We start from the raw sequence: 17,083 nt of genomic DNA, 5'->3' as shown, positions 1-17,083 counted from the left end.
TAATTAGTATAATTTGTGTTATTTTTAGGAGATGAGTTTGAGTGCGACTGAATCACTAAAGGCTTACCAAAAGCGATCAGTGTTTATTGTTTTAGTGATTTTTGTATTTGCTCAGATATTTTCTTTGATCGGATATGTCTATATCCAAAAGTTGCTTACTTTTATCGCCTATGGATTTATTATCGTAAATATTTATAAGCATATCGTAACGCCAGAAAATTATAGAGTGCATTGGATATTGTTGTGTTTGGGCGTAGCACTTTGGGGAGCTTGTGATCTTTTATGGTTTTTAAATACTGATCTCTTTATAAAGGACTATGATCGATATGAGTTTTTGCTCATAAGTTATTCTGTGCCTATGCTTTGCATACTTTTTGCTATGTCTATATATTTTTATATAAAATTTAAAGATGCAAGTGAAAAATCAATCATATTGCTTGATACATTTGGTGTATTTTTGATGATTTATACGCTATTTTTTAACGTTATTTTCAACTTAAATATCACTTTGATTTTTAAAAGTATATATGATTTTTGTATATTTTGTGTGATAATTATAAATTTGATCTTGCTTTTTGTTGTGCTAAGCGAATTATTTACGAGCAATTTTATATATATTCGCAAAAGTGGTTTTTATATGATCGTAGCCGTTATATTGTTTACGATGTTGAATTTATATATTTATTATAATAAATTTAAAATGCCACTTTATCAGCCAAATTTATTAGCACCGCTTTATATTTTGCCATTTTGTCTATTAATGATAGGTTCGTTTTATTTACAGACAAATAACTCTCGTGTCGCACAAAAAGACAATAACATAACTATGAGTTCAAAATGGTTACCGATAATAGCAATAGTACCAATATTTATAGAGAGCGATTTCTCTCCTATTCAAGCAGTTGTTTTACTCTGTATTATAGTCATAAATACGCTTACAAGCTACTATGTAAAAAGCTCTACGATAAGCGATAAGCTACTAACCCAAGAAAAGCTAATGCATAACAATCTTGAAAAAATTATACACGAACAGACAAATGAACTAAGACTTGCAAATTTACGTTTGCAAGATATATCTGAACGTGATTATCTAACTGGCGTAGGTAATCGGTTATTTTTATCAGATGGTCTTAAAAATTTATATTCAAGCCTTAAATCCGATGAAGAGCTTGCGGTGTATTATATAAATATCGATAAATTTAAATCAATAAACGCCTCTTACGGACATATTGTTGGTGATAGAATTTTAAGGGCCACTGCAAAAAGGCTATTAAGTCTTTGCAATCAAAAAGACATCATATCTAGAATGAGTGCTGGTGAGTTTGTAGTGGTTACAAAGATTGGAAAAGATGACAAGAGTGGAGCTTTAAATTTCGGTATAAATATTAAGAAAAATTTGCAAGAAAATTTACAAGTAGATAGATTTCATTTTATTATGAGTTGTTTTGTTGGTATAAGTATAGTTTCATACAGACAAGACATAGATATCAAGACGATTGTTAAAAACTCAAATAGAGCAATGTATTATGCTAAGGAAAATCCATCTTTAAATCCTACAATATACAGTAGTGAGATAGACGATCATATACATACGGCGTCGCGTATGGAGATTTTGCTAAGCAAGGTAAATTTAAGCGAAGAGATAAAGGTATATTTTCAGCCTATTTTTAACACAAAGACACTAAAGATAGTTTCGTTTGAGGCACTTCTTAGATGGGATTCAAAGGAGCTTGGATTTTTAGAGGCTTCTCAGTTTATGGATGTTGCTAAAGTAAATTCTGATACGCTTAATGGTATTTGTTCTGTTGCTGCCATAAAGACTGTGCAATACGTGAGTAGTTGGCAAAAAGATGGCATAAATATACCAAAAATCAGCCTAAATATCATTCCAACACAGATAAAAAAGAGTATCTTTATACAAAATATAAACGATCTTTTAAAGCTATATGGCGTGAGTCCAAAGGTTTTTGAGCTTGAGCTTGATGAGAGCGTATGGGTCTATCCGCCGGAGCTTTTAGATAAAATTTTTAATGATATAAATAGTAGCAATATCAGCGTTTGTATCGATGATTATGGTATTGGCTATACCTCGTTTGCCTATATGAAAAAGTATCATATTCGCTGTATCAAGATCGCACGTGAACTTATACAAGATATGTTAAATACAGATATCGATACTCAGATAGTCGCATCTATCATAAATTTAGCAAACAATACAAATTTAAAAGTCACAGCAAAGGGTGTGCAGTCTAAAGATGAGCTAGACAAGCTAATAGAGCTAGGTTGCAAAGAGGCTCAAGGATGTTATCTTAAAGAGCCTATGTGTGCTGAAGAGTTTAAAGAGTTCTTAAAGCAAAATTCATCAAATATAGATCAGATTTAAGCTTCGGCTTTTATCTCTTCGTTTGATTTTACAACCATACCAGATCCATGTATAACGCTAGGTATGCAGCTTGTGCATATATCTACATCTTCACCATTTTTGTGTGCTTTAATAAATACTGCATTTTCGTCATCTGAACTTTTTAAAGCACATACGTTGCATATAACGACATTATTTTCTATCATTTTTTATCCTTCTTGATTAGTAAAGGTGTATTTTAGCGATAAATTTATAAAAATTTAATGATTTAAGTCAAGCCTTGATTTATATTTATCTTTGAATTAATAAAATCTGATATAATTTGTCAAAAATTAAAGGTAAAATATGAATGAAAATGAGATAGTATTACAGATGTTAAAACTTCAGCAAAGTTTAAATGATGAGACAAATGGGCTAGGCTGGGAAAATGGATACACAAATAAAAACAAGCTCATAAGCTGGAAGCGTTGCATATATATGGAGTGTGCAGAGCTAATAGATAGCTTTGCGTGGAAACACTGGAAGAGCATAAATGCAGCGACTGATGAGCAAAATTTACGAGTTGAGGTCGTGGATATTTGGCACTTTGTAATGAGCTTTATGCTACAAATTTATAAGCAAAAAGGGCTAGGGGATGCAAAGATACTAGCTGATAATATCTGTGCAGCAAGTGGCTTTGCAGAGTTTTGCAAAGAGCCTTATAATGTGGCTAGTGAGAGTATATATGAGATAATGAACGATATCGAAAAGCTTATACATGAATGTAGTGGATTTGAATATAACATACATGATATTTTAAAAATTTACTTCAGCGTCGCACTAAAATGTGGCGTAAATTTGTACTCACTTTATGAGTGCTATGTTGCTAAAAACGTGCTAAATCGCTTTCGTCAAAACAACGGCTATAAAGAAGGCACATACAAAAAGCTCTGGGGAGGACGAGAGGATAATGTTGTGATGAGCGAGATTTTAGCTAGTGGTATAAAAAGCATAGATGCTATATATGCTGAGCTTAAAAGTGCTTACGACGCAGCAAAGTAGGTTGAGTTTGTGAGTATTTTTTGGCTTTCGTGGCGTGATTTTTTAACTGCTAAATTTATCACACTCTCTATCTTGCCACTTGTTTTAAGCGTGGCGGTATTAATAAGTGTGATGATGCTTGGTGGGTCTGAGCTGTGGGAGCTACTTTTAGCAGGTGCGATGAGCGGTGAGTATGTATTTTTTGATACAAGTTCGTATCCGTTGGTGGCTAAAATTTTATCTTTTGAGGTAGTACGTTATCTTATTAGTTCCTTATTTTACATACTCTCAACGTTTTTAGTTGTTATTTTAAGTGTGGCTATAGCTTTACTTATCGCTGGATTTTTAACCCCAATCGTAACACGCGAGATCAACGCAAGACATTATAACATAGCTCAAACTAGTATGGTTGGCACTTCAAGAGTTTTGTGGCTTATGACTACAGTGATATTTAAGTTTTTAGGGATTTTACTACTTTGTTTACCTTTCATTTTTATTATACCAATACTAAGCTTTTTTTTCATAAATATCCCGTTTTTTTATCTTTATTATAAATTTTTACTCATTGATGTGGCGAGTAATGCCCTATCAGAGTCTAAATTTGAACTAGTTTGGCTTGAAGGTGGCGGATTTAAATTTATACTTGCTTGTGCAGTATTTTACATTATCTCTCTTGTGCCACTTTTAGGACTATTTTTGCAACTATTTTTCATTATATTTTTAACACATATTTTCTATCAAAAGCAAACAATAGTGAAGTTTTAGTAGTATAAATTTATGGGGAGAGACCCCATATTAAGCATAAACGAAGAGTTTATTTGTAGTATCAAAAAGCCTATCAAATAGCTTTTTGGTATTATTAAGTAGATTTTTATCAGCACGATTTTGCTCTAAAAGTTCATCAAATATTTTTATAGTATTATCTGCGATTAGATTTTTATGATTGTCATTTTTGGGTTGTGGAAGTATCTGTTTTATATTGTTTGCTAGATTTGTTATACTCTCATCACTTCCTGCGATTTTATCGTCATTTTTGACATTTTTCATAAATTTATCTATTTGTGGACTAATGAGTTTTAACGCTTCATCAAGCTCTGCAAGATCTTTTGTGTCAAGTCCATCGCCTTTGTATGAGAAACTATAGCCGTATTCGTGTGTTAGAGTTAGGCTTTGGCTACTGCCACGCGAGTTTTTTTCGCTGACGTATTCTAGGCTTTTATTATCATACATTGAAAAATCTATCTCATCACCGCTACTTGTTTTAAATTTGAAATCCATATTATTATAACTAGCTTGTGAGTATAAATTTGAGAAATTTGTCTGCATTTTTGCTCCTTTTAAACTAAATCGACATAATTTTAAATTTATAAAGCTGTTTTTAACAAGCTTTTTGTAAAATTTAATAAAAAAGGTGTGAAATGTGTTGTTTTGGGACTCGGATATTTTTGCTAATGTTTATCACGATTTTAAGCTTTGTTTTGCATAAATTCTATCCCATTTTGCCAGTTGTTGGTTATTATTTTATATTTGCAAATTTACTTGCATTTACGATGTTTTCGCTATTTTTTAAAGAGCTTTTACCTACATTTGTAAAATCAAAGACGATACACTACTTCTCACTAATTGGCGGCTTTTTAGGCGGATTATTATCAATGGCAATCTTTAAGAAATTTAGTCGTGATATATTTACTTATACTGAGCTTTTTTTGCTTGTATTTTGGCTTGTGATTTTAATGGCTTTAGTAGTCAAATTTAATGAGATAGTGGAGTTTTTAGGCTATTTTTATGATTGATAAGAATATTATTAAATTTATAAAAAAGATGCACCTTGTCTCGGTTGCTGTTATAAGCGAGGATATACCATATGCGTTTAGTTGCTTTTATGCTTTTGATGAGGATAGACTAAATTTATTAGTCGCTTCAAGCTCTACAACTACTCATATAAAGGCTCTTGCACAAAATCCAGAAGTCGGTGGCACGATTGCACTTGATACAAAGATAGTTGGCAAGATAGAAGGCATTCAGTTACGTGGCACTATGCAAAAAGCTAATGAGCAAATGTCAAAAATTTACTTCAAACGCTATCCTTATGCACTTGCAATGAAGCCTGAGATATGGTGCATAAGTTTAAAATGGATAAAATTTACGAGTAACACGCTTGGGTTTGGCAAAAAGCTCATCTGGGAGAGATAAGATCTAGCTAGATGAGCTGATTGTCTTTGAAATTTTAAATAATAAGATGAGACTACTTATTTTAGTGCTTTTTAAGCCCTTTTGCATCTATATCAAGCTTTATACTCTCATTATCTATTATGCCAATACCAGCCTTTAATACGGCATTTGCGATCTCATGGGCCTCTTTTAGTGAGTGCATTTTATAGCTTCCACACTGATACTCGTTTAGCTCTGGTATGTCGCTTTGGCTTAGGACATTTGTTATATCTTTCATCGACGCTTCCCAAGCAGACACGACCTCTTCGCAACTTGGTGAGCCAATAAGACTCATATAAAATCCAGTACGACAGCCCATCGGCGAAATATCTATGATCTCTACATCATTTTTATTTAAATGATCTCTCATAAATCCCGCAAAGAGATGTTCTAGTGTGTGTATACCACGCTCTGGTAACATATCTTGGTTTGGTTTGCAAAAACGTAGGTCAAAGACGCTAATCTTATCGCCCTTTGGTGTATTCATCGTCTTAGCTAGTCGCACACCAGGTGCGTTCATAATGGTATGATCAACACAAAAACTATCAAGTAATGGCATATTTTCTCCTTATTTTATAAAATTTTATTTAAAATCTCACAAGCCTCATCTATCTCTTTTTCGCTCACATTAAACGGTGGGAAAAATCTCACGACATTATTGCCCGCACCAACGAGTAAAAGCCCGTTTGCAAGGGCTTTTGCGACTACATCTTTGGCGGTTATCTTGTTTTCATTAAATTTAATACCAAGCAATAATCCCTTTCCACGAATCTCTGTTATGCTATCAAATTTTTCTTTTAAATTTGCTAGTTTCTCTTTTGCGTATTTACCAATTTTTACTACATTTTCAAGTAGATTATTGTCTATTATCTCATCTAACACAGCGTTACCTACAGCACATACGAGCGGATTGCCTCCAAAAGTTGAGCCGTGATCACCCGGCATTAATACATCATTTGCTCTTTCATAAGTTAGCAAGGCACCTATCGGCACACCGCCACCAAGGGCTTTTGCGATGGTTATCACGTCTGGAATTATGTCAAAATTTTTATAAGCAAAGAGCTTACCGGTCCGTCCCATACCACACTGAATCTCATCAAATATCACAAGAGCATTATGCTTTTTGCTAAGTTGTTTTATAGCATTTATAAACTCATCAGTCGCACTCTCTAGTCCACTTTCGCCCTGAATAGGTTCAAGTATGATCGCCGCCGTTTTGTCGCTAAATTTAGATTCTAAGTCTGCTACATCATTAAACCTACACTCAGTTACATTTGTAATAAGCGGACGAAAAGGAGCTTGATACTTCTCTTGTCCAGTGATAGCCAAAGCCCCAGTAGAACGTCCATGAAATGAGTTTGACATATAGATTATCTCTGTTTTTTCACTTGAAATTTTACTACCAAATTTACGAGCGATTTTGATGGCTAATTCATTTGCTTCTGTGCCACTATTTGTAAAAAATACTCTTTGCATATCACTATTTTGCGTTAGTTTTTCTGCTAGATCTATTTGAGGTTGCGAGTAGTATAAATTTGATATATGCACTAGTTTTTTACTCTGTATAGTCAACGCGTTAGCCACAACATCACTCGCGTGTCCTAGGCAATTTACCGCGATGCCTGAGACAAAGTCTAGATATTTTCTGCCATTTGTATCATATATGTATGAGCCTTTGCCGTGATCAAAAATCACATCAAATCTATTATAAACATTTAGTAACATTTACTATCCTTATATGTCTTTTTTGATGAGCGTTCCGGCACCTTCTGTCGTAAAAAGCTCTAAAAGTAGTGAGTGCTCTAGTTTGCCATTTAGTATGATTACCTTATGTACGCCCATTTCTATGGATTTTAGGCAGGTTGTTACTTTTGGTAGCATACCACCACTTATCGTACCGTCGTTTATAAGCTCTTTTACGCCACTTACGCTTATTTCTTGAATTAATGTTGATCTGTCGTGATAATCAAGCATTATCCCATCAACGTCTGTTAGAAATATCATCCTATCAGCTTGAAGCTTTCCAGCTATCGCACCTGCGACATAGTCGGCATTTACATTATATGTTTGTCCGTTTTCATCGACGCCGATTGATGAGATGACTGGGATATAGCTGTTATCTTCTAATAAATTTATTATATTTGGACTGACCTGTTTTATCTCGCCAACAAAACCGATATCAATCTTTTTAAATTTTTTGCCATCTCTCTGCACTATTTTGCCATCTTCGGGACTATTTAAATTCTCATCGTAGATATATTTTTTCTCAACCATAACAAGGTTATTATCTTTACCGCTTAATCCGATCGCCTTTCCGCCATATTTGTTTATATCAGCGACTATGCTCTTATTTACCTTGCCAGATAGCACCATCTCTACGATCTCCATCGTCTCTTCGTCTGTTACGCGGTTACCACCGACAAAGCGACTTTGTTTACCTATCTTAGCCAACATCTCATTTATCTCAGGCCCTCCACCATGCACGATGACTGGGTTAATACCTACAAATTTCATAAGCACAACATCTTTGATAAACTGCTCTCTAGCTTTTTTATTTACCATTGCTGCACCGCCGTATTTGATAACGATCGTTTTGCCATAATATTTTTTAATGTATGGTAGGGCATTTACTAAAATTTCAGCCTTTAATAAATTTGAAACCATTTTTTACTCTTTTAATTTATTAAGTATGATATTCGGCGTTTATCTTGACGTAGTCATAGCTTAGATCGCACCCCCAAGCAGTGGCGTCAAACTCGCCATCATTTAACTCTATCACCACATCCACCTTTTCGCCTTTTAGTATATTGATTGCTTTTTGAGTGTCAAATTTTATCCCACGCCCATCAGCAGCGACTTGTATCTTTGTGTTTTCATTTGCTAGGTAGATATTTACTCGCTCTATTATAAGCTCAGCCTTTGAGTATCCCACTGCACAAAGTATGCGACCCCAGTTTGGATCAGCTCCAAAAACTGCTGCTTTAAATAAGCTTGATGTTACGACTGATTTAGCGACCATTTGAGCGTCTTTTAGGCTTCTTGCGTTTTTAACGACAACTTCTATGAGTTTTGTTGCACCCTCGCCATCTTTTGCGATTAGTTTGGCTAACTCTTTATTCACATATAAAACAGCTTCTTTAAATTTATTATAGCTTTCACTACTTTCACTTGTTATTTTAGTATTTCCTGCCGCTGCATTTGCTAAAATGCATGCCATATCATTTGTGCTAGTGTCACCATCAACGGAGATCATATTAAATGTATTATCTGCTATCTCGCTAAACATTTTTTGCAATAGCTTTTTTTCTATGTTTACATCAGTTACTACAAATGACAGCATAGTCGCCATATCTGGATGTATCATACCGCTACCTTTTGCAATACCAGCGACCATTACATCTTTACCGTCTATGCTCGTTCGCACGCATACTTTTTTCATAAAGGTATCAGTTGTCATTATCGCACGTGCAGCTTCATCTCCCTCACGCCCATTTTGTTTTATTAAATTTACGATATTTTCTATACCGCTTTCAACTAGTGGCATATCTAAATTTACACCGATTATGCCAGTTGATTGCACTAGTACCTCTTCTACTTTTAGTCCAAGTTTAGCTGCTACACTCGCACACATCGTCTTTGCGTCATTTAGCCCAACTTCACCGGTGCATGAGTTTGCGTTACCGCTATTTATTATGATAGCTCTTGTGTTTGCATTTTTGATATGCTCCATATCAAGCACGATAGGGGCTGCTTTTGCAAGGTTACGAGTAAACACAGCTGCTGCAACTGCTGGGATCTCACTATAAATTAATGCCAAGTCTTTTTTGCCACTTTTTTTAAGCCCTGCTGCGATACCTGCGGCACGTATACCACGAACGTCTGTTATACTTGCATTTTTTAAAATTTCCATTATCTCTCCTTCGCTCACTAAGTATACATTGATAAAAACTCAAGCCCATCACTTTGGCTTAGCCCAAACATCAGGTTCATACTCTGCACAGCCTGCCCACCAGCACCCTTTATGAGGTTATCTATCACTGAGATGACGATTAGATCTCCACTTTGCTCATTATAACGTAGCCCTATCTCGCAGATATTACTATTTTTGACATTTTTTATCTCTGGCAGATCACGAGTGATACGCACAAAGTAGCTATCTGCGTAAAACTCATCATAAATTTTATAAATTTTTTCCTGCGTCATCGTGCTTTTTAGCTCATCTTTTACTTGCAGATATATCGTTGAGAGTATGCCACGATTTATTGGCAAAAGGTGTGGTGTAAATATCAAATTTATATCACTCTTGCTTAGTTTATCCATCTCTTGCTTTATCTCTGGTGTATGGCGGTGTTTTAGTACGTTATATGCTTTAAAATTCTCGTTTACTTCGGTATATAATAGCTCTACTTTCGCACTTCTACCAGCTCCGCTCACACCTGATTTTGCATCTATGATTATGCGATCTGTTTTAGTGATACCTCCCCTTAAAAGTGGTGCAACACCAAGTATCGCTGATGTTGGATAGCACCCAGGAGAGGCGATAAGCTCAGCCTTTTTGATGCGATCTGTATAAATTTCAGGCAGACCATAGACTGCTACTTGATTAATGTGTGGATAGTTGTGTTTTACACCATACCAGCTCTCATAAAGCTCTGAGCTATCTAGGCGAAAGTCAGCTCCTAAGTCGATTACTTTTACACCACTATTAAGTGCCTTTTTAGCTAAATTTTCTGAAAGTCCATGTGGCAGGGCTAAAAATAGCACATCTATATCACTAAATTTACTCTCTGCCTCATCTTGTGAAACGAGCTTTCTTTCAAAGTATTTCTTATAATTTTTATAAATTTCACTTACATATTCATTTGAAAATGAGTGCGATGAGATAAATTTAAGCTCAACTTTTTTATGAGCGTTTAGTATCCAAAGTAGCTGCTGTCCGGCGTATCCTGTTGCTCCGATGATACCTGCTCTTATCATAGATTATCCTTTAAATTTAGCTTAAATTTTGTGGTTTTTATACTATAAAAAAGCGTATTAAACATTACTTAAATTTTTTAATATCTATAAATTTATACAAACAACGTTACTAACAATCCCAAATCACCTTATATCGCATAGTTTTTTCACAGCAAGTGCGGCTAAATTTAGCCCAAAAACTGCCGTTACCCCCATAAAACTACCAAGTGGTTTGCAGCTTGGTGCTTCGGTTGAGAAAACTACGCTAAAATCGCCATCAAACTTAGCTTGTTTTAGCTCATAACGAAACTTACGAGCGAGTGGATCGACACTTGTTTTCCAGATAGAAGTTACGCGGATTTTGCTTGGATCAAAGCGTTTTGCACCGCCCATTGAGCTGATGAGCTTATGAGAGTATTTTTTAGCCAAAGCTACTTTTGCGGGTATGTCATCTATAGCGTCAATTATAAGATCAAAGGGTTCAAAGTCAAAGCTATCTACAAACTCAGGCGTGATAAGTTCATATATCGGTGTTACATTTGGATAAATTTTGGCAAACTCATTTACCTTTACTGCTCCCACATTTTCGCTGTAAATTTGGCGATTTTGATTAGTTATGTCAAAGATATCTTTATCTATTATGGTGATAGAACCTACCCCGGTTCTAGCCAGAGCATCAACACACATACCACCCACGCCACCTACGCCACAAACTAGTACTTTTGCGTTTTGAAGTGTTGCGAATTTCTCATTACCAAATAGCCACTGTACTCTTGTGAAGCGATTTTTTTCTAAATTTTGATTTAAATTTTGCATTCTAGCCTCTTTTTTAGCGTCTTTAATGTTGCACGAGCGGTCATATTTAGCTGTATGGGTGTAATGCTTGCAAAACCCTCATTTACCACACTGATGTCGCTACTTTCCCCTTTTTCATAATCAAGTGAAGCCACACCCAGCCAGTAATACTCCACTCCACGTGGGTTGCGATTGAGTGTAGCGTGAGTAGCGTAGGTGCGTTTACCGGCAGGCACAACAGCAAAGCCTTTGAAGTCTTTGCGTGAAACGGCAGGAATATTTACGTTTAAAAATTCGCGTTCAGGTAGGTCTATCTCACCACTTAGCACCTTTTGTGTGATAGCTTTTACTACATCTTTTGCAAGGTCAAAGCCGAGCCTGTCTATGCTGTCATTTTGATAAAACTGCGAAAATGCAATACTCTTTATGCCATGCAAAACTCCCTCCATAGCCGCTCCGCACGTGCCTGAGTAGGTTATATCCTCACCTAAATTTGCTCCGTGATTTATGCCAGAGATTATAAGGTCTGGTTCATGCTTAAAAAGTGCGTGAAGTGCGAGATACACACAGTCGCTAGGCGTTGCGTCATCAAGCTTAAAAAAGCCATCATCTATTTTTATAAAACGTAGTGGTTTTGTTAGCGTCAGCGAGTGTGCACAGGCTGATTTTTCGCTACTTGGAGCGACTATCGTTACATTTAAATTTGGCAGCTCTCTTAGTGCGTTAGCTAGTTCGCTTAGTCCTTTTGCCTCAAATCCATCGTCATTTGTTATCAAAATTTCTTTCAATTTTATCCTTTTTAAAAGATTTATTTTATCATAGCTTTTGTTAGTCTTTGGTAAAATGTGCTTTTTGGGGGAGATTATGAGCAAAAATTTATTTATTGTCGGCACAGGAACAGACGTTGGTAAAACTTACGTGAGTGCATTAATAGCTAAAAAATTTATAGAAAATTTGCTAAGTCATGGATATTTTAAGCCAGTTGCAAGTGGAAACATTCGCTTTGCAGACGGCACGTTGTCGGTGGCTGATGTGGAGTTTGTGCGTAAATTCGTAAGTGAAAATGCAGCTAATAAATTTAATAATAAATCAGCTCGTTTTATAAACGCTTATGCTTATGAAAACGCCTACTCGCCGCATTTATCAGCCCAAATAGAAGGCAACGCACCAACACTTAAAGCTATAAAAGATAAATTTGATGAGCTTAGTAAAAATTGTGAGTTTATAAGTGTTGAAGGTGCTGGTGGGGTGATATGTCCGCTAAGATACGACTCGCAAAAGATAATGCTAACAGATGTTATTAAATTTTTAAATTTAAGTGTTATAGTAGTTGCAAATTCAGGGCTTGGAGCGATAAATTCTACTGTTTTAACAATAAGATACTTAAAAGATCAAAATATCAATGTAAAAGGTATCATATTAAATAATTATGAGCCAGAAAATTTAATACACCAAAATAACGCTGCGATGATAGAGCATTTAAGTGGCGTAAAGGTGCTTGAGTGCGTTACACATGGAGCTATTAAATTAGATTTAAGTATAGAAAATTTAATAAATTTATATGAGTGAGAAATGACACTATCTCAACTTGATTTAAAGCATATCTGGCATCCTTGTTTACAGATGAAGGACTATGAAGATTTTCCATCTATCGTTATAAAGAGTGACAAGAACGTATTTTTGTATGATGAAAATGGCAAAGAGTATATCGATATCATAAGCTCGTGGTGGTGCAACTTACTAGGACACACAAACGAGCAAATCATCGAAAATATCAAGGCTCAGCTTGATACACTAGAACACGTTATATTTGCAAATTTTACTCACGAACTAGCGATAAATTTAGCCATGAAACTAGCTGAGATTTTACTAGCTGGATTAGTGAAATTTAACTTTTCAGATAACGGTTTGGCAGCGGTTGAGTGTGTGTTAAAGATGGCATTTTGGTATCATTACCAAACGATAAAGCTTCAAAAAACACGCTTTATGTGCTTAATCGATGTCTATCACGGCGAGACGATCGGAGCTTTATCGGTTGGTGCGATGGATCTTTACTATAAAATTTACCGACCAATGTTAATGGATTTGATGCATACAAAAGCACTTGATTGCTACCGCTGTGAGTTTGGTAAATGTTGTGAAACTTGTCAAGCTGAGTGTTTTATCTATGCTAAGGAGGCTTTTACTAAATTCTCGGATGAGACTGTTGCTGTCATTGTTGAGCCACTGTTGCAAGGAGGAAATTACTCATCTCTTTTAAATTTAAGAATAATACTTATGATAATTATAATATTATTTATGAAAGAAAATACATAAGGATTTTAATATGGCTAAGGTATCTTTTATAATTGGGACTCACAATGGTTCTTTAAAACTTCATGATTGTTTTTTAAGCATACTTAATCAAACATATAAAGATTATGAAATTATAGTATGTAATGATGCTTCTAATGATGATACAGCTAATATATTAAACGACTATAAACTTAAGTATCCTAATATATTTAAAGTTATTCATAATGAAAACTCTTTAGGGGGGGGGCTTGCTATAGCATTAAATAAATGCTTAAAATTAGCTAGTGGAAGATATATCGCAAGAATTGATGATGATGATGTTTGTTATGAATTTAGATTAGAAAAGCAAGTGAAATTTTTAGAAGAAAATACAGATATTGATTGTGTTGGCTCTTATATAGATGTTTTTGATGGATCTAAGGTTACTTCTGTAAGAAAAATAGTTTTAAATCCTGATATAAATACTTTACTAAATGGTTTTTATGCTTTTCATCATCCTACAATATTAATTAAAAAAGATGTATTGCAGTTTTTAAATGGTTATGATACAAGTAGCAGATGTCATAGATGCGAAGATTTAGATTTATGGTATAGATTTTTTATTAATGGATTTAAAGGTTATAATTTAGATGAGTCTTTAATTAAATATCATGAAACACTTAAAGATTATAAAAAAAGAACATATCAGTCAGTTAAAATTGCAGTTGATTTAAGAAGATATTATAGAAAAAAATTAAAAAAACCTTTTTATTATGATTTGTTTTATTTAAAAACTTTATTAGTTTCCTTGTTGCCAAATAAAATAAGGTATAATTTAAAAAAGAGAAAAGATTATTAAAATGATTAAAGTATGCTTTATTTCAAATATCCCTTCACAATATAAGGATTAATTTAATGAATTTAATAGGTGAAGAAGTAAAATTAAAATCTTTATTTGTTAAAAGAGTAGAAAATGGTAGAGAAAATAGTTGGTACAATATAAACTTTAATACTTTTGATGTTGAATATTTAGATAAAAAAGCTATCTGCAAAATAGATAAAGCAAGTAAAGAATATGATATTTTACTTAATGCTGATTACGGTAATAAGTATTAGCTATGTATGCTAAATATAAGTTTAAAAAAGAAAATAAGCCAGTTGTTTTATTGGCTGATGGTGGTTTAGTTATAAAAAGAGGAATAATAGATAAATTTATATCAATTGTTATGAAAATTTATCCTAGTATATACCTAAAAAAACTAAGGACGTTTTGTGATAAGAGCAATGTGTTGCTTATCGCTGATGAGATTGCTACTGGTTTTGGTCGCACCGGGCGACTTTTTGCTTGTGATTATGCTGGGATTGTGCCTGATATTATGACGCTTTCAAAGGGGCTAACGGGTGGCTTTATGCCGATGGTTATCACCGCTGTACGACAAAAATTTATGACTCATTTTATGCACCTTATAATGAGAGCAAGGCATTTATGCACTCACATACTTATAGCGGTAACCCCTCTTGGTTGTGTAGCAGCTCTTGGTGTTTTAGCTCAGCTTGAAAGTGGTGAGATTTTAAAAGTAGTAGTAATTCGTGCTAAAAGGCTAAATGAGCTTTTAAATTTTGCTTTAAAAGAGTATAAAAATGTCGGAGATTAGAAGTTTGAGCCTTATAAATGCTATTGAGCTAGTTAAGGATAAAGGTAGTAAAGAGAGTTTTGACGCAGGGCTTAGAGTAGGTTATCAAATTTATAAAAAGGCGTTACAAAAGGGGCTAATACTGCGTCCTTTAGGTAATGTCATATGCTTTAATCCACCGCTTATTATTGATGAGCTTACCTGTGAAAGAGCGGTAAAGATATGCTGTGAGTGTGTTATTGAGATTTTAGGAGAGTGAATGAAAAAGGTATGGGTGCTGTTTAGCACGGAGATGTGGGAGAAGTTTAACTTTTATGGACTAAGGGCGATATTTTCGCTATTTATGGTGCATTTTTTAGGACTTAGTGAGACGGACGCGGCGATATATTATGGTGCATTTTTGGCTCTTAGCTATCTTACGCCTATCGTGGGAGGTGCTTTAGCTGATCGCATTTTAAGCTACAATGCGAGTATTATCATCGGTGCAATTTTACTTAGTATGGCTCAGCTTGTATTTTTTGTAGCTGCGTGTGGAGAGGGATTTGAACGTACTCTTAGTCTTATAGCAGCGGTGTTTATGATATGCGGTAATGGTTTTTTTAAGCCAAGTATTATGGCACTTTTAAGCTCTAGTATCGATGAGTCTTCTAAATTTGATGCGGTGTTTTCAACATACTATTTTTTTCTAAATTTGGGCGTATTGCTTGGTGTCTTTATAGTGCCTTTCTTCGCCGATGTCGTGGTAGATGGTGTCCGCGATATCAGTGCCTTTAAGTGGGGCTTTTTAGCGGCATTTTTTGCTATGCTGATAGGACTTATTATATATTTAAAATTTAGTGAGCGTCATTTAAAAGTTGTGCGTGAAAAAAGTATGAGTTTAACGATAGATAGTCGAAATTTAGTCATTTGCGTGGGTATTTTTGCAGTGGTTTTTATCACTCTTGTCTACTTTGCGAGTGGAAATTTGATAAAAACATATCTCTATCCACTCATATACGCTATTGGCATTAGTTTAGCGACGTATGTATTGCTTGATAAGAACTTAAGCCGTGCCGAGAGAGGTGATGTGGTTACTATATTTATAAGTGCGTTTTTTATCATCTTTTTTTGGGCGACTTTTGAACAAGCTGGGTCATCTCTCACGTTTATAGCAAATAATCAAACAGATAGAAATTTGCTCGGATTTAATGTTCCTGCTGCGATGGTGCAGATGTTTAACCCGCTTTTTGTGTTGATTTTATCTTTGCCATTTGCTGCGTTTTGGAGTTATTTAGATAGACAAAAAAAGAGTGTTTCAAATTTAGACAAACAAGCGTTTGGACTTGTGTTGATGGGACTTAGCTACGCTATTATCGCTTATGGAGTGAGTGGACTTGGGACTAATTTACTTAGCATAAAGTGGCTTATACTACTTTATTTTATGCAAACTTGTGCTGAGATGTTAGTCTCTCCCATTGGTTTTTCGCTCGTGGGTAAACTCTCGCCAAGGCGATTTTTAGGACTTATATTTGGCATATTTTATCTTGCAAATGCTGCAGGATATGCTCTTTCTGGCACTTTAGCAGCTCTTATGCCACCAACTGCAGATAAATTTATAAAAGCAAATGAACTTGGTATAAATTTAAATGATATTTTAAATGGAGCTATCACGCCAAATGCCGAACAGATCGTACTTTTAAACACATACAACTTACCGCTAAACTATCCGCAAATTTTTGGTTATCAGATAGTTAGCTTATATGATTTTTTTATGATATTTTGCGTTATTTGTTTACTTGGCGGAGTGATGTTATTTGGAATTGCTAGGATAAAAACGGCTTGAGAATTTCTC

General features: G+C 34.7%; 21 protein-coding genes. 12 read left to right on the top strand and 9 right to left on the bottom strand.

From position 1 onward, the window contains the following. Positions 1 to 37 precede the first annotated feature (37 nt). Positions 38 to 2,383, top strand: a complete 2,346-nt coding sequence (locus KDE13_RS01975) for a GGDEF domain-containing phosphodiesterase (RefSeq protein WP_212142708.1) — start codon at positions 38 to 40, stop codon at positions 2,381 to 2,383. Here KDE13_RS01975 and KDE13_RS01970 read toward each other — a convergent pair. After that, complete coding sequence (locus KDE13_RS01970) at positions 2,380 to 2,568, bottom strand: hypothetical protein (RefSeq protein ID WP_212140076.1); 189 nt, start codon at positions 2,566 to 2,568, stop codon at positions 2,380 to 2,382. The genes KDE13_RS01975 and KDE13_RS01970 overlap by 4 nt on opposite strands. 139 nt (positions 2,569 to 2,707) lie before the next feature. Here KDE13_RS01970 and dut point away from each other — a divergent pair, with 139 nt between their 5' ends. Both dut and KDE13_RS01960 read left to right on the top strand, forming a co-directional pair. Beyond that, on the top strand, positions 2,708 to 3,403 hold the full coding sequence (gene dut, locus KDE13_RS01965) for a dUTPase (RefSeq protein ID WP_212142707.1): 696 nt from the start codon (positions 2,708 to 2,710) through the stop codon (positions 3,401 to 3,403). Positions 3,404 to 3,412: 9 nt separating this feature from the next. After that, positions 3,413 to 4,147: an EI24 domain-containing protein gene (locus KDE13_RS01960; protein WP_212142706.1), complete on the top strand. Its 735-nt coding sequence runs from the start codon at positions 3,413 to 3,415 to the stop codon at positions 4,145 to 4,147. Positions 4,148 to 4,177: 30 nt separating this feature from the next. Here the strand turns inward: KDE13_RS01960 and KDE13_RS01955 are convergent, their stop codons facing one another. Further along, complete coding sequence (locus tag KDE13_RS01955) at positions 4,178 to 4,708, bottom strand: ATP/GTP-binding protein (RefSeq protein ID WP_212141656.1); 531 nt, start codon at positions 4,706 to 4,708, stop codon at positions 4,178 to 4,180. 92 nt (positions 4,709 to 4,800) lie between these two features. Here KDE13_RS01955 and KDE13_RS01950 point away from each other — a divergent pair, with 92 nt between their 5' ends. After that, positions 4,801 to 5,175 carry an L-arabinose ABC transporter gene (locus tag KDE13_RS01950; RefSeq protein ID WP_212141657.1) on the top strand — a complete coding sequence of 125 codons (375 nt, stop codon included), beginning with the start codon at positions 4,801 to 4,803 and terminating at the stop codon, positions 5,173 to 5,175. Further along, positions 5,171 to 5,575, top strand: coding sequence for a hypothetical protein (locus KDE13_RS01945; RefSeq protein WP_212141774.1), 405 nt, complete (start codon positions 5,171 to 5,173; stop codon positions 5,573 to 5,575). Before KDE13_RS01950 ends, KDE13_RS01945 begins: the two co-directional genes overlap by 5 nt. Positions 5,576 to 5,636: 61 nt before the next feature. On the opposite strand, the gene luxS is transcribed toward KDE13_RS01945, so the two are convergent. The 7 genes from luxS to surE all read right to left on the bottom strand — a co-directional run bounded on the left by luxS (position 5,637) and on the right by surE (position 12,132). Then, a complete protein-coding gene (luxS, locus tag KDE13_RS01940; RefSeq protein WP_212140081.1) occupies positions 5,637 to 6,152 on the bottom strand; it encodes an S-ribosylhomocysteine lyase in 516 nt (171 codons plus the stop codon). 14 nt (positions 6,153 to 6,166) lie between these two features. Beyond that, positions 6,167 to 7,318, bottom strand: a complete 1,152-nt coding sequence (locus KDE13_RS01935) for an aspartate aminotransferase family protein (RefSeq protein WP_212142705.1) — start codon at positions 7,316 to 7,318, stop codon at positions 6,167 to 6,169. A gap of 9 nt (positions 7,319 to 7,327) precedes the next feature. Continuing rightward, entirely contained in the window at positions 7,328 to 8,257 is a 930-nt protein-coding gene (gene argB / locus KDE13_RS01930; RefSeq protein ID WP_212142704.1) for an acetylglutamate kinase, read from the bottom strand. Between the two features lie 19 nt (positions 8,258 to 8,276). Next, entirely contained in the window at positions 8,277 to 9,503 is a 1,227-nt protein-coding gene (argJ, locus tag KDE13_RS01925) for a bifunctional ornithine acetyltransferase/N-acetylglutamate synthase (protein ID WP_212142703.1), read from the bottom strand. A gap of 17 nt (positions 9,504 to 9,520) precedes the next feature. Next, entirely contained in the window at positions 9,521 to 10,570 is a 1,050-nt protein-coding gene (argC, locus tag KDE13_RS01920) for an N-acetyl-gamma-glutamyl-phosphate reductase (RefSeq protein WP_212142702.1), read from the bottom strand. 123 nt (positions 10,571 to 10,693) lie between these two features. Further along, positions 10,694 to 11,365 carry a tRNA threonylcarbamoyladenosine dehydratase gene (locus KDE13_RS01915; RefSeq protein WP_212140086.1) on the bottom strand — a complete coding sequence of 224 codons (672 nt, stop codon included), beginning with the start codon at positions 11,363 to 11,365 and terminating at the stop codon, positions 10,694 to 10,696. Next, positions 11,353 to 12,132: a 5'/3'-nucleotidase SurE gene (surE, locus tag KDE13_RS01910; protein ID WP_212141664.1), complete on the bottom strand. Its 780-nt coding sequence runs from the start codon at positions 12,130 to 12,132 to the stop codon at positions 11,353 to 11,355. Before surE ends, KDE13_RS01915 begins: the two co-directional genes overlap by 13 nt. A 76-nt stretch (positions 12,133 to 12,208) precedes the next feature. On the opposite strand from surE, the gene bioD reads away from it, so the two are divergent. From bioD to KDE13_RS01875, 7 genes are read left to right on the top strand one after another with little or no spacing between them, the layout of a single operon-like run. After that, positions 12,209 to 12,913, top strand: coding sequence for a dethiobiotin synthase (bioD, locus tag KDE13_RS01905; protein ID WP_212140088.1), 705 nt, complete (start codon positions 12,209 to 12,211; stop codon positions 12,911 to 12,913). Between the two features lie 3 nt (positions 12,914 to 12,916). Then, positions 12,917 to 13,660, top strand: a complete 744-nt coding sequence (locus tag KDE13_RS01900; protein WP_212142701.1) for an aminotransferase class III-fold pyridoxal phosphate-dependent enzyme — start codon at positions 12,917 to 12,919, stop codon at positions 13,658 to 13,660. 10 nt (positions 13,661 to 13,670) lie between these two features. After that, positions 13,671 to 14,477, top strand: coding sequence for a glycosyltransferase family 2 protein (locus KDE13_RS01895; protein ID WP_212142700.1), 807 nt, complete (start codon positions 13,671 to 13,673; stop codon positions 14,475 to 14,477). A 56-nt stretch (positions 14,478 to 14,533) separates the two neighbouring features. Further along, positions 14,534 to 14,734, top strand: a complete 201-nt coding sequence (locus KDE13_RS01890; protein ID WP_212142699.1) for a hypothetical protein — start codon at positions 14,534 to 14,536, stop codon at positions 14,732 to 14,734. 2 nt (positions 14,735 to 14,736) lie between these two features. After that, entirely contained in the window at positions 14,737 to 15,273 is a 537-nt protein-coding gene (locus KDE13_RS01885; RefSeq protein WP_212142698.1) for an aminotransferase class III-fold pyridoxal phosphate-dependent enzyme, read from the top strand. Continuing rightward, positions 15,260 to 15,511, top strand: coding sequence for an aminotransferase class III-fold pyridoxal phosphate-dependent enzyme (locus KDE13_RS01880; protein ID WP_212142697.1), 252 nt, complete (start codon positions 15,260 to 15,262; stop codon positions 15,509 to 15,511). The genes KDE13_RS01885 and KDE13_RS01880 overlap by 14 nt, the downstream gene beginning before the upstream one ends. Next, entirely contained in the window at positions 15,512 to 17,074 is a 1,563-nt protein-coding gene (locus KDE13_RS01875) for a peptide MFS transporter (protein WP_212142696.1), read from the top strand. Positions 17,075 to 17,083 lie beyond the last annotated feature (9 nt).

This window comes from Campylobacter anatolicus, from assembly GCF_018145655.1.
Lineage (GTDB): Bacteria > Campylobacterota > Campylobacteria > Campylobacterales > Campylobacteraceae > Campylobacter_A > Campylobacter_A anatolicus.
This window is presented reverse-complemented; position numbering and strand designations above follow the sequence as displayed.

Bases quoted from the DNA above. Each gene is read 5' to 3' on its own strand.
- KDE13_RS01970 (WP_212140076.1), bottom strand. From the start codon at position 2,568: ATGATAGAAAATAATGTCGTTATATGCAACGTATGTGCTTTAAAAAGT.
- dut (WP_212142707.1), top strand. From the start codon at position 2,708: ATGAATGAAAATGAGATAGTATTACAGATGTTAAAACTTCAGCAAAGT.
- KDE13_RS01955 (WP_212141656.1), bottom strand. From the start codon at position 4,708: ATGCAGACAAATTTCTCAAATTTATACTCACAAGCTAGTTATAATAAT.
- KDE13_RS01950 (WP_212141657.1), top strand. From the start codon at position 4,801: ATGTGTTGTTTTGGGACTCGGATATTTTTGCTAATGTTTATCACGATT.
- luxS (WP_212140081.1), bottom strand. From the start codon at position 6,152: ATGCCATTACTTGATAGTTTTTGTGTTGATCATACCATTATGAACGCA.
- KDE13_RS01935 (WP_212142705.1), bottom strand. From the start codon at position 7,318: ATGTTACTAAATGTTTATAATAGATTTGATGTGATTTTTGATCACGGC.
- argB (WP_212142704.1), bottom strand. From the start codon at position 8,257: ATGGTTTCAAATTTATTAAAGGCTGAAATTTTAGTAAATGCCCTACCA.
- argJ (WP_212142703.1), bottom strand. From the start codon at position 9,503: ATGGAAATTTTAAAAAATGCAAGTATAACAGACGTTCGTGGTATACGT.
- argC (WP_212142702.1), bottom strand. From the start codon at position 10,570: ATGATAAGAGCAGGTATCATCGGAGCAACAGGATACGCCGGACAGCAG.
- KDE13_RS01915 (WP_212140086.1), bottom strand. From the start codon at position 11,365: ATGCAAAATTTAAATCAAAATTTAGAAAAAAATCGCTTCACAAGAGTA.
- bioD (WP_212140088.1), top strand. From the start codon at position 12,209: ATGAGCAAAAATTTATTTATTGTCGGCACAGGAACAGACGTTGGTAAA.
- KDE13_RS01900 (WP_212142701.1), top strand. From the start codon at position 12,917: ATGACACTATCTCAACTTGATTTAAAGCATATCTGGCATCCTTGTTTA.
- KDE13_RS01895 (WP_212142700.1), top strand. From the start codon at position 13,671: ATGGCTAAGGTATCTTTTATAATTGGGACTCACAATGGTTCTTTAAAA.
- KDE13_RS01890 (WP_212142699.1), top strand. From the start codon at position 14,534: ATGAATTTAATAGGTGAAGAAGTAAAATTAAAATCTTTATTTGTTAAA.
- KDE13_RS01885 (WP_212142698.1), top strand. From the start codon at position 14,737: ATGTATGCTAAATATAAGTTTAAAAAAGAAAATAAGCCAGTTGTTTTA.
- KDE13_RS01880 (WP_212142697.1), top strand. From the start codon at position 15,260: ATGTCGGAGATTAGAAGTTTGAGCCTTATAAATGCTATTGAGCTAGTT.
- KDE13_RS01875 (WP_212142696.1), top strand. From the start codon at position 15,512: ATGAAAAAGGTATGGGTGCTGTTTAGCACGGAGATGTGGGAGAAGTTT.